Consider the following 14438-nt stretch of genomic DNA (forward strand, 5'->3'; position numbering starts at 1 on the left):
CCGCCCCGCGTCACGTCACGTCAACGGAAGGGCGGTGCGTATTGCAGCCCGCCCGCCGTCGTCCAAAGCGCATTCGGGCCGCGCTGGATGCCGATCGGCACCAGGTTGCGCTCGAAGATCTGCCCGTAGTTCCCAAGGCGCGAGACGATGTTCACCATGAACGCGTTGTCGACGCCCAGCATGCGCCCGAGGTCGCCGCTGCGCCCGATCAGCCGCTGCACGTCCGGGCGCGCATCGCCCGACGCCTGGCCGACGTTCTGGCTGGTGATGGCGAGTTCCTCGGCGGTGACCAGACCGAAATGCACCCAGCGCACGAGGTCGGCGAAGCGCTGGTCGCCATGGCGCACCAGCGGGCCGAGCGGCTCCTTGCTGATCACCTCGGGCAGAATCACGTGGTCGGCGGGGCGGGCCTGCACGGCGCGCGTGGCGGCAAGCCCGGACACGTCCGTCGTGTAGGCGTCGCAACGGCCGGACAAGTAGGCGTTCACGACCTCCTCCAGCCGCTCGATCACGACGGGCTGGAACTGGATGCGGTTGGCGCGCGCCCAGTCGGTCAGGTTCTGCTCGGTGGTGGTCCCCGGCTGGACGCAGATGGTGGCGCCGTTGAGTTCCCGCGCGCTGCGAACGCCGAGGTTCGCCTTCACCATGAAGCCCTGGCCGTCATAGAAGTTGATGCCGGCGAAGTCGAAGCCGAGCGACGTGTCGCGCGACAGCGTCCAGGTCGTGTTCCGCGACAGCATGTCGACTTCGCCCGACTGCAGCGCGGTGAACCGGTTCTGCGCCGTGGTCGGCACGAAGCGGACCTTGTCCGGGTCGTTGAACAGGGCGATGGCGACGGCGCGGCAGTAATCCACGTCGAAGCCGCGCCACACGCCCTGGCTGTCGGGCTGGGCGAAGCCGGCCAGGCCGGTGTTCACGCCGCAGATCAGCGTGCCGCGGGCACGGATGGCATCCACCGTGGGCGAGCCCCCGCCCGCCGCCGGCTGCTGCGCGAGCGCCGGCGCGGACAGGACGCCGGCCACCACGGCCGCGCCGATCGCACGCAGGAAATTGGACCGCGAGGTCTGGGTCACTCCATATCTCCCCAATTCGGGGCCCCGCCCTTCAGGCGGCGAGGCCGTTTCGCTCTCCCGTCGGCCATGCTGCGCCACGCCAGGGCGCGGATCAACGCAAGACGTCGCCCCCCCAGCGCCGGCCATCCGGGACGGGGGGCCTAGCAAAGGCCGGGCCGGGAAGGCAAACCTCCCCCCCCGAAGGCCAGAGGGGGCGCCGCGATGCTGCAACTCGATCGGGACGCGCTGCGCGCCGCCCTGCCCTGGGACGCGCTGGTCGAGGCGCTGGCCGCCATGTTCCGCGAAGGCTGCGAGGCACCCCTGCGCCACCGCCACACCATGCCCGGCCCGGCGGGCGCCGAGACGACCCTGCTGCTGATGCCCGCCTGGCGCGCCTTCGGGCACACCGGCGTCAAGATCGTGCACGTCGCGCCCGCGAACGCGGCACGGGGGGAACCCGCGGTGCATGCCGCCTACCTGCTGTCCGACGCCGCGACGGGCGCCCCGCTCGCCCTGATGGATGGGGGCGAGCTGACCGACCGCCGGACGGCCGCGGCCAGCCTGCTCGCCGCGCGCCACCTGGCCCGGCCGGACAGCCGGCGCCTGCTGCTGCTGGGCAGCGGCAAGGTCGCCCGGGCGCTGGCGGAGGGCTACGCGGCGCGCTTCCCGCTGGCCGACATCGCCGTCTGGTCCCCCACCGCGGCCAATGCCGCCCGGCTGGCCCGCATCCTGGCCGAGGAAGGGCTGCCCGCCCGCGCCGTGGACCGCCCCGACCCCGGCGCGGCGGACATCGTCTCCGCCGCCACGCTCTCGACCACCCCGCTGCTGCGCGGCGCCGACATCCGGCCCGGCACGCATGTCGACCTGGTCGGCGCCTATCGCCGGGACATGCGGGAATCCGACGCCGCGCTGGTCGCGCGCGCGACGCTGGTGGTCGATACGCGCGCCGGCGCGCTCGCCGAGGCCGGCGACATCCTGCAGGCGATCGCCGAGGGCGCCATCGCCGAGGGCCACATCGCCGCCGACCTCGCCGGGCTGTGCCGCGGCGAGCATCCCGGCCGGCGCGGCGCCGAGGAAATCACCCTGTTCAAGTCGGTCGGCTGGGCGGGGGAGGACCTCGCCGCCGCCATCCTCGCGCATGAGAGGGTCCGCGGCGCGGCCTAGCCGCCCGGCTTGCCTCCCCGACCGCCCGGCGCCATACCCGCCCCGTTCCAAGACACTGGAGTGCGCCCGATGCGCGTGAAGGACGTGAAGAAGGTCGTGCTCGCCTATTCCGGCGGGCTCGACACCAGCGTGATCCTGAAGTGGCTGCAGACCACCTATGGCTGCGAGGTGGTGACCTTCACCGCCGACCTCGGCCAGGGGGAGGAGCTCGGCCCGGCCCGCGACAAGGCGCTGCTGCTCGGCATCAAGCCCGAGAACATCTTCATGGACGACCTGCGCGAGACCTTCGTGAAGGACTTCGTCTTCCCGATGTTCCGCGCCAACGCGCTGTACGAAGGGATGTACCTGCTCGGCACCTCGATCGCCCGGCCGCTGATCGCCCAGCGCCAGATCGAGATCGCCGAAGCCGTCGGCGCCGACGCCGTCGCCCACGGCGCGACCGGCAAGGGCAACGACCAGGTGCGCTTCGAGCTCAGCTATTACGCGCTGAAGCCCGACATCAAGATCATCGCCCCCTGGCGCGAATGGGAACTGACCAGCCGCACCCGGCTGATCCAGTTCGCCGAGGAACACCAGATCCCGATCGCCAAGGACAAGCGCGGCGAGGCGCCCTTCAGCGTCGACGCGAACCTCCTGCACTCCTCCTCCGAGGGCAAGATCCTCGAGGAACCCTGGGACGCGCCGGACGAGATGGTCTGGCAGCGCACCATCAGCCCGATGGATGCGAAGGACGAGGTCACCGAGATCACGATCGAGTTCGAGCGCGGCGACGCGGTCGGCATCAATGGCGAGCGCCTCTCGCCCGCGACGCTGCTGACGAAGCTCAACGCGCTCGGCAAGGAGAACGGGATCGGGCGGCTCGACCTGGTCGAGAACCGCTTCGTCGGCATGAAGTCCCGCGGCTGCTACGAGACCCCGGGCGGCACCATCCTGTACGTGGCGCATCGCGCGATGGAATCCATCACGCTGGACCGCGAGGCCTGCCACCTGAAGGACTCGCTGATGCCGCGCTATGCGGAGATCATCTACAACGGCTTCTGGTTCGCCCCGGAACGCCGGATGCTCCAGGCGCTGATCGACGAGAGCCAGGCCAGCGTCACCGGCACCGTCCGGCTCAAGCTCTACAAGGGCAACACGATCGTCACGGGGCGGCAGTCGCCCAACAGCCTCTACTCGATGAAGCACGTGACCTTCGAGGACGACCAGGGCGCCTACGACCAGTTCGACGCCCAGGGCTTCATCAAGCTGAACGCGCTGCGCCTGCGGCTCGGCGCCATGGCGGGGCGGCGCGGCGGCGGGCTCTGAACTTCAGGTCGGTGCGGGGGAGGGGAACCTCCCCCGCACCCCCTCCCTTCTTTGGTCGTTGGGAACTGACGGCCAAAGCCACGGCGAGGACGTGGGGGAGCGTCCCTTCCCCTGACCTCATCTTCACCCCGCCAGGCTGATCCCAGTCTCGGCGACCAGCCGCCGCACCATCTCACCATCCCGCCGGATCACCGCACCGAAGGCCTCCGCCCCCGCGGTGATCGCGTCATTGCCCGTCGCGGCCAGCCGATCCCGCGTGGCGGGGTCCGAGGTCGCGGCCGCGGCCGCTGCCTCCAGCCGCAGCACCACGTCCCGCGGCGTGGCCGCCGGCGCGAAGATGCCGTTCCATGACGTCAGGTCGAACCCCGGAAAGCCGCTCGCGGCGATGGTCGGCAGATGCGCGAGGCTGCCGCGCTGGTCGGCGCTGGTCAGCGCGATGCCGCGCGCGCGGCCGGCATCGATCACCGGCTTGAAGGAATTCGCTGTGCCGATGGCCGACGCCAGGTTGCCCGCCGCGACGTCGCGTGCCGATTCCGCGCCGCCACGATAGGGAAGGTGTTCCAGCACCACGCCCGCGCGGTGCGCGAGCAGCGCGCCGGCCAGGTGCCCCACCGTGCCGATGCCCGGCGTGCCATAGGGAACGCCGTTGCGCCGCCGCGCTTCCGCCAGGAAGCCCGCCACGTCCGTCGCCGGGAAACCCTGCGTGACGACGAGGACATAGGGCGCGGCCACCACCTGCGCGACCGGCGCGAAGGCGGTCGCGTAGTCGAAGGGCAACCCACGCTGGATCAGTGGCTGCACCACGAAGCCGAAACTGTCGAAGAACAGCGTCGTGCCGTCCGGCGGGGCGGCAGCGACGACGCCCGCGCCCACCGCGCCGCCGCCGCCCGGCCGGTTCTCCACCACCACCGGCACGCCGAGATGCTCGGCCATCTTCGGCTGCAGCAGGCGCATCACCGTGTCGGATTGCCCACCCGGGGCGAAAGGCACGACGACGCGCACCGGCCGACCCTGCGCGAAGGCCAGCGAAGGCGCCGAAAGGGCCGATGCGGCGGCGATCAGGAACGGTCGGCGGAACATGGCGGGCAACTCCGTTTGGTCGCCAGCCTGTCAAATGAAGCCGCGAAAGGGCAAGCGCCCGATTCCGGTCCGCCGTGTTCCGCCCTACACTCGCGGCGACCAAGTTTTCGCCATCGGGGAAGAAACATGCGCGGCATCGCCATCCGCTTCATCACCGCCGCGGTGCTCGCGGCCTGCGCCGCACCCGCCTTCGCGCAGGACACCTGCCCGGGCCGGCTGTCCGCCAACGCCTTCGCCCCCGTGCCGCGCACCGCGGCGATCGCCGTGCCCGACCGCGCGCAGAGCGAGAACGAACGCCGCATGCGCGCCGCCGTGCTCGGCGCGCTGGCCACATCGGGCCGGCGCGTCGCGGCCGATGCGCCCTACATCCTCTCCTGGCGCGGCGGCGTCTCGACCGAGGGCGACAATTTCGGCGGCTTCGCCGACACGATGCAGGACCGGACGTTCCGCGAGGGCGACGACCTCTCCTGGGCGCATGACGCGCCGCGGATGGGCGGGCGGCGGGTCGCGAGCGTCCGGGTCTCCGGCGTCGTCGAATTGCGCGACCGCGCCTCGGGCCGCGTGGTCTGGACCGCGGTGCTGTCCTGCACGCGCCACGGCACGGATGACGAGGCGCTGTTCGCACACCTCGCCAATGCCGTCGCGCCCTGGATCGGCCAGGCGGTCGCGGGCCGGCCCTTCTAGCGCCGGCCCATCCCCTTGCCGCGCGGCCGGGGCGGCGCGACAACGGGGCATGACGCTCGACGACCTGCCCACGCCCTGCCTCCTCCTCGACCTCGGCATCCTCAAGCGCAACCTCGCGCGCATGCAGGCCGCGGTGGCGCGACATCCCGGCCTGCGCCTGCGGCCGCACATGAAGACGGCGAAGTCGATCGCCGTCGCCGACCTCGCGGCGCCGGGCAAGGGGCCGATCACCGTCAGCACGATCGCCGAGGCGCGCTACTTCGCCGGCGGCGGCTTCCATGACCAGATCTACGCCGTCGGCATCACGCCGGCGAAGCTCGACGCCGTCGCGGCGCTGAACGCGCAGGGCGCCGATGTGAAGGTCATCACGGACGACGCGGACGTCGCCGCCGCCATCGCCGCCCATGCCGGCCCGCTGCGCGCGCTGGTGGAAGTCGATTGCGGCGAAGGCCGCGGCGGCGTGACGCCGGATGGCAACCTGCTCGCCGAGATCGCCGGGCGCCTCGGCGCGCGCTGCGCCGGCGTCATGACCCATGCCGGCCATTCCTATGCCGAGCGCAGCACGGAAGGCATGGAGCGCGTGGCGGAAGCCGAGCATCGCGGCGCGGTGCTCGCGGCGGACCGGCTCCGCGGCATGGGCGCGACCGTCGACGTCGTCTCGCTCGGCTCCTCCCCCACCGCGCTGTACGGGCGGGACATGGGGGGCGTCACCGATGTGCGTGCCGGCGTCTACATGTTCGGCGACCTGTTCCAGGCGCAGATCGGCACGCATGGGATGGCGGACATCGCCGTGACGGTGCTGACCGCCGTCACCGGCCGCAAGCCCGACCGCAACGCGGTGCTGGTCGATGCCGGGGCCATCGCGCTGTCGAAGGACCGCAGCACGGAAAAGGCGCCGAAGGACTACGGCTTCGGCCTGATGCTCGACCTCGACGGCCAGCCCTCCTTCGGGGAGGCGATCGTTGCCCGCACGCACCAGGAGCATGGCGAGGTGCGCGGCGACGGGCCACTGCCCTTCGACCTGCTGCCCGTCGGCGCGCTGGTGCGCATCGCGCCCAACCACACCTGCCTGACCGTCGCAGCGCATGACCGCTACCATGTGGTCGATGGCGGGCGGGAGGTTCTCGCGGTCTGGGACCGGGTGAACGGCTGGTAGTACTCGTTACGCGAAAACCGTTGCAATCGCGGCCGGCGCATCAAATCCTTCCCCCAAAGCAAACCGGGAAGGACGGGCATGCGGGTGGTTCTGGCTCAGCCGCGCGGATTCTGCGCCGGCGTGGTGCGCGCGGTGGACATCGTCGAGCAGGCGCTCGAACGCTTCGGGCCCCCCGTCTATGTGCGGCACGAGATCGTGCACAACCGCCATGTGGTCGAGGACCTCCGCGCCCGCGGCGCCGTCTTCGTCAAGGAAGTGGATGAGATCCCCGAAGGCGCCGTCGCCGTCTTCTCCGCCCATGGCGTGGCGCGGAAGGTGGAAGGGGAGGCCGCGCTGCGCCGGCTCGACGTGCTCGACGCCACCTGCCCGCTGGTGACCAAGGTGCACAACGAAGGCCGGCGCTACGCCGCGCAGGGCCGCGCCGTGATCCTGGTCGGCCATGCCGGGCATCCGGAGGTGATCGGCACCATGGGCCAGATCGATGGGGAGGTGCATCTCGTCGCCGACGCGGCGGAGGTCGAGGCGCTGCCCATCCCGCGCGACCGGCCCGTCTCCTTCATCACCCAGACGACGCTGTCGGTCGACGACACGAAGCAGGTCATCGCCGCGATCCGCGCCCGCTTCGACGACGTGACGGGGCCCGACACGCGCGACATCTGCTACGCCACGCAGAACCGCCAGACCGCGGTGCGCGAACTCGCCCGCATCGCGGAGGTGGTGCTGGTGGTCGGCGCGGCCAATTCCTCGAACTCCAACCGCCTGCGGGAAATCGCGGCCGAATGCGGCGCCCGCGCGCACCTGATCGCGGATGCCGCGGCGCTCGACCCGGCCTGGCTGGACGGCGCGCGGGCGGTCGGCGTGACCGCCGGCGCCTCCGCCCCGGAACGGCTGGTGGAGGAGCTGGTGGCGCGGCTCGCGACCCTCGGCGCGACATCGGTGGAAGCCCTGCCCGGCATCGTCGAGGACGTCACCTTCCGCCTTCCGGCACGCCTCGCCGCGGAGTAGTCATCCGGCCAAAGGTAACCTGCCGGAGGAACCATCCATGATCACCCGCCGCCATCTGGCCGCGCTGCCGCTGCTCGCCGCCCTGCCGCGCCCCGCGCTTGCGCAGGATTGGGCGCCGACGCGCCCGGTCCGCATCGTGGTGGGCTTCGCCGCCGGGGGCGCGACCGACATCAGCACCCGCACCCTGGCGCCGAAGCTGCAGGCGATCCTCGGCCAGCCCATCGTGGTGGACAACCGCCCCGGCGCCGGCGGCAACCTGGCGACGGAGGCGGTGGTGCGCGCCGCGCCGGACGGCACGACGCTGCTGATGGGCACGATCGGCGCGCTCGCCATCAACCCGACGCTCTACCGCAGCCTGCCCTTCAACCCGCAGGCCGACCTGACGCCGATCGCCATGGCCGGCAGCGTGCTGAACGTGCTCGTCATCCCGGCCGACCGGCCCTGGCAGAACGTCGCGGACCTTGTCGCGGCGGCGCGGGCGCGGCCGGACACGCTCTCCTACGGCTCCTCCGGCGTCGGCGGGGCGGGGCATCTGGCCGGCGCGCTGCTCGACCGCATGGCCGGAGTGCGCACGGTGCACGTGCCCTATCGCGGCGGCGGACCGCTGATGACGGACCTGATCTCCGGCAAGACGGACTTCGCTTTCTCCACTGCGCCCACCGCCCTGCCGCAGGTGGAAGGCGGGCGGCTGCGCGCGCTCGCGGTCGTCACCGCGCAGCGTTCCGCCCTGCTGCCGAACCTGCCCACCGTGGCCGAGACCCTGCCGGGCTACGAGGTCGCGAACTGGTACGCGCTGGTCGGGCCGAAGGGCCTGGCGCCGAACATCGTCGCCCGCCTCAACGCCGCGATGCGGGAGACGATGGAAGATGCCGAGGTGCGCGCCCATCTCGCGCGCCACGGCGTCGAGCCCCTGCCCGGATCGGCCGAGGACCTCGCCCGCTTCATCCGAGAGGAGACGGCGAAATGGGCGCCGATCGTGCGCGAGAGCGGCGCGACGGTGGATTGAAGGCGCGTCAGCCCGGCCACAGCAGCAGCGTGGCCGCGCCCGCCGCGAGGCCGAGCAGAGACCCGCCGCCGAACAGCGCGCCGTAGCGCCCGCCGCCCAGGGCCACCGCATAGGCCGCCTTGGCGATGATGTTGCTCGCCACCGCGACCGCCACCGCCTGGGCGGCGAGGGCCGCGCTGATCACCTGCGGCGCCAGCAGCGGCACCGACAGCGTCATGGCGTCCACATCCGTCAGGCCGGTGACCGCGGCGATGACCACCACCGCCGCGCCGCCCAGCTTCTCCGCGCCGAACTTCGCCGCCGCGCCGACGCCCGCGAGCAGCAGCGCCATGCGCAGCACCGCGCCGATCTCGAAGGGATTGCCGGGCGAGGACGGCCCGTCGGCCACGGTGCCGCGCCGCAGCGCCAGCAGCAGCGCCACGCCCCCCATCGCCAGCGCGGCGACGAACAGGGCCGGCCACAGCGCCTGCCCCGTCACGGGGGCGACCACCAGCGCCAGCACCGCCGTGCGCAGGCAGGACACCGCGCCGGCCATGAGCGCGCCGGCGGCGAGGCCCCGCGCCGGCCCGCCCCTCGCCGCCGCGGCCGCATTTGCCAGCGTGACGGCGGTGGAGGTCACGAGCCCGCCCGCCGCCCCCGCGAGCAGCAGGCCGCGATGCTCCCCCCCGAGCTTCACCGAGAGGTAGCCGAGGTAGGAGATGCCCGCGAGCAGGATCGCCAGCATCCAGACCTTGTGCGGATTGACCCCGAGCAGCCAGGGCACCGGCGCATCCGGCACCAGCGGCAGCGCGACCAGGGTCATCGACAGCAGCAGGATCGCCGAGCGCAGTTCCGTCCAGGTGATGCGCGCCATCAGCCCGTGCAGGCTGTCCCGCGCCGCCAGCACCGCCGTCATCGCCACGGCGGCCGCGCCGGCCGCCGCCATCTGGCCCGAGACGGCGAGCGCGCCGAGCGCATAGGTGCCGATCGCGGCGACCAGCGTGGTCGCGCTGAACCGCCCTTCCGCATCCGCTTCCCGCAGCGCGAAGGGCAGCAGCGCGGCGACCAGCGCAAGCAGCCCGCCGGAGATCAGCACCGCGCCGCCGAGCGGCCCCGCGCCCGCGGCCAGCGCCGCGACGATCCCGCCCGAAAGCCCCACCAGGGCGAAGGTGCGCACGCCGGCGGTGCGGCGGCCCGGCGCCTCCTCCCTCTCCCGCCAATGGCGCTCGGCCCCGACCAGCAGGCCGATCGCGAGCGCCACGGCGAGGCGGCGGATCAGATCCTCCCCGTCCATGGGCCGACTTCACGCCTAAGTTAGAAGCCACGCAAGCACATGCTTGCGCGCCCCCGCGACCCGCGCCCATATCCGGCCCATGGATCTCGACTTCACCGAGGCGGAACTCCACCGCTATTCCCGCCACATCCTGCTGCAGGAGGTCGGCGCGACCGGCCAGGCGAAGCTGCGCGCCGCGCGCGTGCTGATCGTCGGCGCGGGCGGGCTCGGCTCGCCACTTGCGCTCTACCTCGCGGCCGCGGGCGTCGGCACGATCGGGCTCGTCGACGACGACGCGCTGGAACTCTCCAACCTCCAGCGGCAGGTCGCGCACAGCACGGCGCGCATCGGCCGCAACAAGGCCGAAAGCGCGGCCGAGACGCTCGCCGCGCTGAACCCCGAGGTGCGCGTGGAGGTGCATGCGCGGCGGATGGACGCGGCGGCGGCGCAGGACCTCATCCCGCGCTACGACATCACCTGCGACGGGACCGACAATTTCGCGACGCGCTTCCTGCTGGGCGATGCCTGCCACCTACTCGGCCGGCCGCTGGTCAGCGCCGCGGTGCTGCGCTTCGAAGGACAGCTCTCGATCTTCGCCGGGCATGATGGCGCGCATCCCTGCCATCGCTGCCTGCACCCGGAACCGCCGCCGCCGGGCCTCGTGCCCACCTGTTCGGAAGCGGGCGTGCTCGGCGCCGTCACCGGCGTGATGGGCACCCTGCAGGCGACCGAGGTGCTGAAGCTGATCCTGGGCATCGGCGACCCGCTGCGCGGGCGGCTGCTGATCTGGGACGCGCTCGATTCGCGGTTCCGGACGGTGCGGCTGAAGCGCGACCCGGGCTGCGCCCTGTGCGGACCGGCCGCCACGATCCGCGACCTGTCCGCGCATGCGGAGCCCCCCGCGCTGGTCTGCACGGCGTGAGGCGCGCCCTGGTGACCGGCGGCGCCAGCCCGATCGGCGCCGCGATCTGCCGTGCCCTCGCGCGCGATGGCTGCGCCGTGACCGTCCACGCGCACAGCAACGCCGCGGCGGCCGGCGCGCTGGCCGAGGAGATCGGCGGCGCGCACACGGTCTTCGACATCGCCGACCACGACGCGACGCGCGCGGCCTGCGAGGCGCTGCTCGAGGCCGGGCCGATCCAGGTCCTCGTGCACAATGCCGGCGCGCATGACGACGTGCCGATGGCGGCGATGAGCGAGGCGCAGTGGCGCCGCGTCATGGCCGTGTCGCTCGACGGCTTCTTCCATGTGGCGCGGCCGCTGCTGCTGCCGATGATGGGCACGCGCAACGGGCGGATCGTCGCCATGTCGTCGGTCTCGGCCATCATGGGCAATCGCGGCCAGGCGAACTACGCGGCGGCCAAGGCGGGGCTGATCGGGGCGGTGCGCGCGCTCTCGCTCGAATGCGCGCCGCGCGGTGTCACGGTGAACGCGGTCGCTCCGGGGTTGATCGACAGCCCGGCGATCAGCGCCGCGGTGCCGCCCGAACGGGTGCGGGAGATGGTGCCGGCGCGCCGGCTGGGGCGGGTGGAGGAGGTCGCGGACCTCGTCGCGTTCCTCTGCTCGGATCGCGCGGGCTACATCACGGGGCAGACGGTATCGATCAATGGTGGGATGGCGTAGCGGGGAGAGGTTCTCCTCCCCCGCCCTTCACTCCCCGCTGACCACCGGCCCCGACACCGGCACCGCATCCAGGTTCCCGCGCCCGCCGCCCGACGACACGGGCATCGCCGCCCCGCCGCCGGCCATGATCGCGCGTTCCAGCGCCTGCACCCGGGTGTTGTAGTTCTGATGGATGCGCGCCCCGTCGTATTCGAGGTTCACGCTGCTCACGTAGCGGATGCTGAAGGTCCGCACGTCGAAGGCGATGTCGACCGTCATCTGGTGGCTGCGCCAGGTGTTGGTCGCGCGCAGCAGGCCCGGCCGCATGGACTGCACCGACCAGCCCGGCTGGGACGCGGCGGCACGGCGGATCAGCGCTTCCCGTTCGGCGAGCGAGCCGCGGCCCTGGAACTGCCCGTTCGTCGCCTCGTAGACCGGCTGGTCCCGGCAGGCGCCAAGGCCGATGCCGCCGCCGATGGCGACCAGCACCGGCAGGACCCTGCGCAGCGCGTCACGGCGATGCATCATTCCGTCCCTCCTGTTCCATGCGCCGTCGCCCGGCAAGGCTCCGGCGCAGCCCCGCCGGGTCCATCCCGCGCGCGAGCAGCTTGCCGCCGACCATGATGACGATGCGCGCGATATCCGCAACGGGCCTGAAATGGCTCGGGCGCCGCAGCGTGCCGGCGTAGAGCGCCGGAATATCGGCCGCTTCCGTAACGATCCCCGCGCGCGAGGCATCGATCAGGATCTCGCTTTCGAAGGAGAAGCGGCGCGCGCGCCCTTCGTAGCGGGCGAGCTCGGCCAGCGCCGCGGCCGGATAGATGCGGAAGCCCGACTGGCTGTCCGCCACCGCGTGCCCCGCCGCCCACGAAACCCAGAAATCCGCCACGCGGTTGGCCCGCCGCCGCGCGGCCGGTTGGCCGGGCGACCGCCGGCGGGACCCGATGACGATGCGGTCCGGCCGGGCGAGCGCCACCAGCCGCGGCAGGTCCTCCGGCCGGTGCTGCCCGTCCCCGTCCAGCGTCGCGACATAGGACGCCCCGCGCGCCAGCGCCGCGCGCATCCCGCGCCGGAGCGCAGCGCCCTTGCCCTCATTCGCCGGGGCCGTGACGACCTCCGCCCCCGCGGCCTCGGCGATCGCGCCCGTACCGTCGGTGGAACCATCGTCCACGACCAGCAGCGGCGTGCCCGGCATGGCGTCCAGGACGCGCGCGACCAGCGCGCCGATCGTCGCCGCCTCCTGGAAGGCGGGCATGAGGATCACGAGGCCGCCCCCGGCCAGGGCGGGCGACGGGGCGGGGCGCGTCGGAAATGTTGCCTCGGTCACGGTGTTCCGGGTGGAATGGGCCACCACCTTAACGACGGCCGAGATCGGGACCTAGCAACCATGCCGCTCGATTCCAGCACAGCCCTGCAGGGGGAGACCAGTTGCGACGTCCTCGTCGTCGGCGGCGGCCCCGCCGGCGCGACCGCCGCCGCCATCCTGGCCGAGAAGGGACGCCGCGTCGTCCTGCTCGAGAAAGATCGCCATCCGCGCTTCCATATCGGCGAGAGCCTGCTGCCGCTGAACCTGCGGCTGTTCGAACGGCTCGGCGTGCAGGAGGAGATCGCGGCGATCGGCGTCCACAAGCCCGGCGGACGCTTCGTCTCGGACGAGCATGGCAAGCACGCGACCTTCTCCTTCGCCGCGGGACTGAACCAGGACTACACCTATTCCTACCAGGTGCGGCGCAGCCAGTTCGACGAGATCCTGTTCGCGCGCGCCCGGACGCTCGGCGCCGATGCGCGCGAGGGTATGCGCGTGCTGGACGTCACGCTCGACGCCGCGGGCGGCCACCGCGTGACGGCGCGCGACGAGGAAGGGGCCATGCACGCCTTCCGCGCGCGCTACGTGATCGACGCGTCCGGCCGCGACACCTTCCTCGCCACCGCGATGGGCAGCAAGGCGCGCAACCCGCACAACAACACCGCCGCGATGTACGGCCACTTCAAGGGCGTCGTGCCCTTCGAGGAGACCGAGGACGGCAGCATCACCATCCACCTGTTCGACCATGGCTGGTTCTGGATGATCCCGCTGCCCGACGGCGTGACGAGCGTCGGCGTCGTCAGCAACCCGGGCTTCTTCAAGCGCCGGCGGGGGGAGGTGCGGGACTTCTTCCTCGAGACGCTGCGGTCCGTCCCTTCGGTCGCGCGCCGCATCGCGGATGCCGAGCTGATGTCCGAGGTGACGACGACCGGCAACTACTCCTACGCGTCGAAGGTGATGCACGGGAATGGCTGGCTGATGGCGGGCGACGCCTATGCCTTCATCGACCCGGTCTTCTCCTCCGGCGTGCTGCTGGCGATGGCGAGCGCGGAGATGGGGGCGGAGGTCGCCGACACATGGCTCGACGACCCCGTGCGCGCCGCGCCGATGGCGCGGGCGTTCGAGCGCCGGGTGAAGCGCGCGATCCGCTCGCTCTCCTGGCTCATCTACCGCATCAACACGCCGGTGCTGCGCGACATGTTCATGGAGCCGCGCAACCGCTTCCGGATGCGGGAAGGGCTGGTCAGCCTGCTGGCCGGCGACGTGCACGCCAACGCCAACCGGCAATTGCCCGTGCTCGCCTTCAAGGCCGCCTACCACGCGCTGAACCTCGCCTACCGCTTCGGCTACCGGCTACGGCCCCAGGGGCTGGTGCGCACGCCCCGCGCCGAACCCGCCGTCACACCGAGGGTTGCTGGCTGATCACGCGCTCGAGGTTCTCGATCCACCCGTTGTAGTTCTTGTGGATGTTGGTGCCGTCGTAGTTCAGGTTGCTGCTGTCGGCGTAGATGATCGAGAAGACCTCCTGGTTGTAGGTGATCTCGACCACCGCGACATGGGTGCGCAGGTTCAGCGTGGCGCGGATCACGCCCGGGCGGACCACATCGGTCTGCCAGCCGAGCCCGGCCGCGGCGCGCTGGATCTGGATGGCGCGGTGCTCGAACGACCCCGGGTGCTGGAAGGGGCGCCGGCTGACATTGTAGATCGGGCGCGTGCAGCCCGTGAGCGCGACCGCCGCGAACGCGACGGGCATCGATCCGATCAGGAACCTGCGCTTCATGGATCCTCCTGGCGTCTTTGTACGGCGCGGGACGACCGAGCGTGCC

The 14438-nt window shown here is 72.3% G+C and carries 15 protein-coding genes; 9 read left to right on the top strand and 6 right to left on the bottom strand.

Annotated elements, in window-relative coordinates; genetic code table 11:
• Positions 1-20: 20 nt before the first annotated feature.
• The gene (locus J5Y09_RS15300) at positions 21-1073 is read right to left on the bottom strand and encodes an amino acid ABC transporter substrate-binding protein (RefSeq protein ID WP_342451488.1); all 1053 of its coding nucleotides are present in this window, start codon (positions 1071-1073) and stop codon (positions 21-23) included.
• A gap of 201 nt (positions 1074-1274) precedes the next feature.
• Between J5Y09_RS15300 and lhpI the strand changes: the two genes are divergently transcribed.
• Both lhpI and J5Y09_RS15310 read left to right on the top strand, forming a co-directional pair.
• Positions 1275-2216 (top strand): bifunctional Delta(1)-pyrroline-2-carboxylate/Delta(1)-piperideine-2-carboxylate reductase, encoded by a 942-nt coding sequence (lhpI, locus tag J5Y09_RS15305; protein WP_209352678.1) that lies wholly within the window; start codon positions 1275-1277, stop codon positions 2214-2216.
• 69 nt (positions 2217-2285) lie between these two features.
• A complete protein-coding gene (locus tag J5Y09_RS15310; RefSeq protein WP_209352679.1) occupies positions 2286-3521 on the top strand; it encodes an argininosuccinate synthase in 1236 nt (411 codons plus the stop codon).
• A gap of 123 nt (positions 3522-3644) precedes the next feature.
• Here J5Y09_RS15310 and J5Y09_RS15315 read toward each other — a convergent pair whose 3' ends face one another.
• Positions 3645-4601 carry a tripartite tricarboxylate transporter substrate-binding protein gene (locus J5Y09_RS15315; protein WP_209352680.1) on the bottom strand — a complete coding sequence of 319 codons (957 nt, stop codon included), beginning with the start codon at positions 4599-4601 and terminating at the stop codon, positions 3645-3647.
• A gap of 126 nt (positions 4602-4727) precedes the next feature.
• Between J5Y09_RS15315 and J5Y09_RS15320 the strand changes: the two genes are divergently transcribed.
• From J5Y09_RS15320 to J5Y09_RS15335, 4 genes are all read left to right on the top strand, one after another.
• A complete protein-coding gene (locus J5Y09_RS15320) occupies positions 4728-5285 on the top strand; it encodes a DUF4136 domain-containing protein (RefSeq protein ID WP_209352681.1) in 558 nt (185 codons plus the stop codon).
• Positions 5286-5334: 49 nt separating this feature from the next.
• Positions 5335-6441, top strand: a complete 1107-nt coding sequence (locus J5Y09_RS15325) for an alanine racemase (RefSeq protein ID WP_209352682.1) — start codon at positions 5335-5337, stop codon at positions 6439-6441.
• 78 nt (positions 6442-6519) lie between these two features.
• On the top strand, positions 6520-7446 hold the full coding sequence (gene ispH / locus J5Y09_RS15330) for a 4-hydroxy-3-methylbut-2-enyl diphosphate reductase (RefSeq protein ID WP_209352683.1): 927 nt from the start codon (positions 6520-6522) through the stop codon (positions 7444-7446).
• Positions 7447-7483: 37 nt separating this feature from the next.
• A complete protein-coding gene (locus J5Y09_RS15335; RefSeq protein ID WP_209352684.1) occupies positions 7484-8452 on the top strand; it encodes a Bug family tripartite tricarboxylate transporter substrate binding protein in 969 nt (322 codons plus the stop codon).
• Between the two features lie 7 nt (positions 8453-8459).
• On the opposite strand, the gene J5Y09_RS15340 is transcribed toward J5Y09_RS15335, so the two are convergent.
• Positions 8460-9725: an MgtC/SapB family protein gene (locus J5Y09_RS15340; RefSeq protein ID WP_209352685.1), complete on the bottom strand. Its 1266-nt coding sequence runs from the start codon at positions 9723-9725 to the stop codon at positions 8460-8462.
• A 79-nt stretch (positions 9726-9804) separates the two neighbouring features.
• On the opposite strand from J5Y09_RS15340, the gene J5Y09_RS15345 reads away from it, so the two are divergent.
• Positions 9805-10626, top strand: coding sequence for a HesA/MoeB/ThiF family protein (locus J5Y09_RS15345; protein WP_209352686.1), 822 nt, complete (start codon positions 9805-9807; stop codon positions 10624-10626).
• Positions 10627-10637: 11 nt separating this feature from the next.
• Positions 10638-11327, top strand: a complete 690-nt coding sequence (gene fabG / locus J5Y09_RS15350; protein WP_342451489.1) for a 3-oxoacyl-ACP reductase FabG — start codon at positions 10638-10640, stop codon at positions 11325-11327.
• 27 nt (positions 11328-11354) lie between these two features.
• On the opposite strand, the gene J5Y09_RS15355 is transcribed toward fabG, so the two are convergent.
• Positions 11355-11834 carry a hypothetical protein gene (locus J5Y09_RS15355; RefSeq protein WP_209352688.1) on the bottom strand — a complete coding sequence of 160 codons (480 nt, stop codon included), beginning with the start codon at positions 11832-11834 and terminating at the stop codon, positions 11355-11357.
• Positions 11818-12633, bottom strand: a complete 816-nt coding sequence (locus J5Y09_RS15360; RefSeq protein WP_209352689.1) for a glycosyltransferase family 2 protein — start codon at positions 12631-12633, stop codon at positions 11818-11820. The genes J5Y09_RS15355 and J5Y09_RS15360 overlap by 17 nt, the downstream gene beginning before the upstream one ends.
• A 60-nt stretch (positions 12634-12693) precedes the next feature.
• On the opposite strand from J5Y09_RS15360, the gene J5Y09_RS15365 reads away from it, so the two are divergent.
• Positions 12694-14034 carry an NAD(P)/FAD-dependent oxidoreductase gene (locus tag J5Y09_RS15365; RefSeq protein ID WP_209352690.1) on the top strand — a complete coding sequence of 447 codons (1341 nt, stop codon included), beginning with the start codon at positions 12694-12696 and terminating at the stop codon, positions 14032-14034.
• Here the strand turns inward: J5Y09_RS15365 and J5Y09_RS15370 are convergent.
• Positions 14012-14392 carry a hypothetical protein gene (locus J5Y09_RS15370; protein ID WP_209352691.1) on the bottom strand — a complete coding sequence of 127 codons (381 nt, stop codon included), beginning with the start codon at positions 14390-14392 and terminating at the stop codon, positions 14012-14014. The two genes, J5Y09_RS15365 and J5Y09_RS15370, sit on opposite strands and share 23 nt — an antisense overlap.
• Positions 14393-14438: the final 46 nt, after the last annotated feature.

The organism is Roseomonas nitratireducens, assembly GCF_017813355.1.
Lineage (GTDB): Bacteria > Pseudomonadota > Alphaproteobacteria > Acetobacterales > Acetobacteraceae > Neoroseomonas > Neoroseomonas nitratireducens.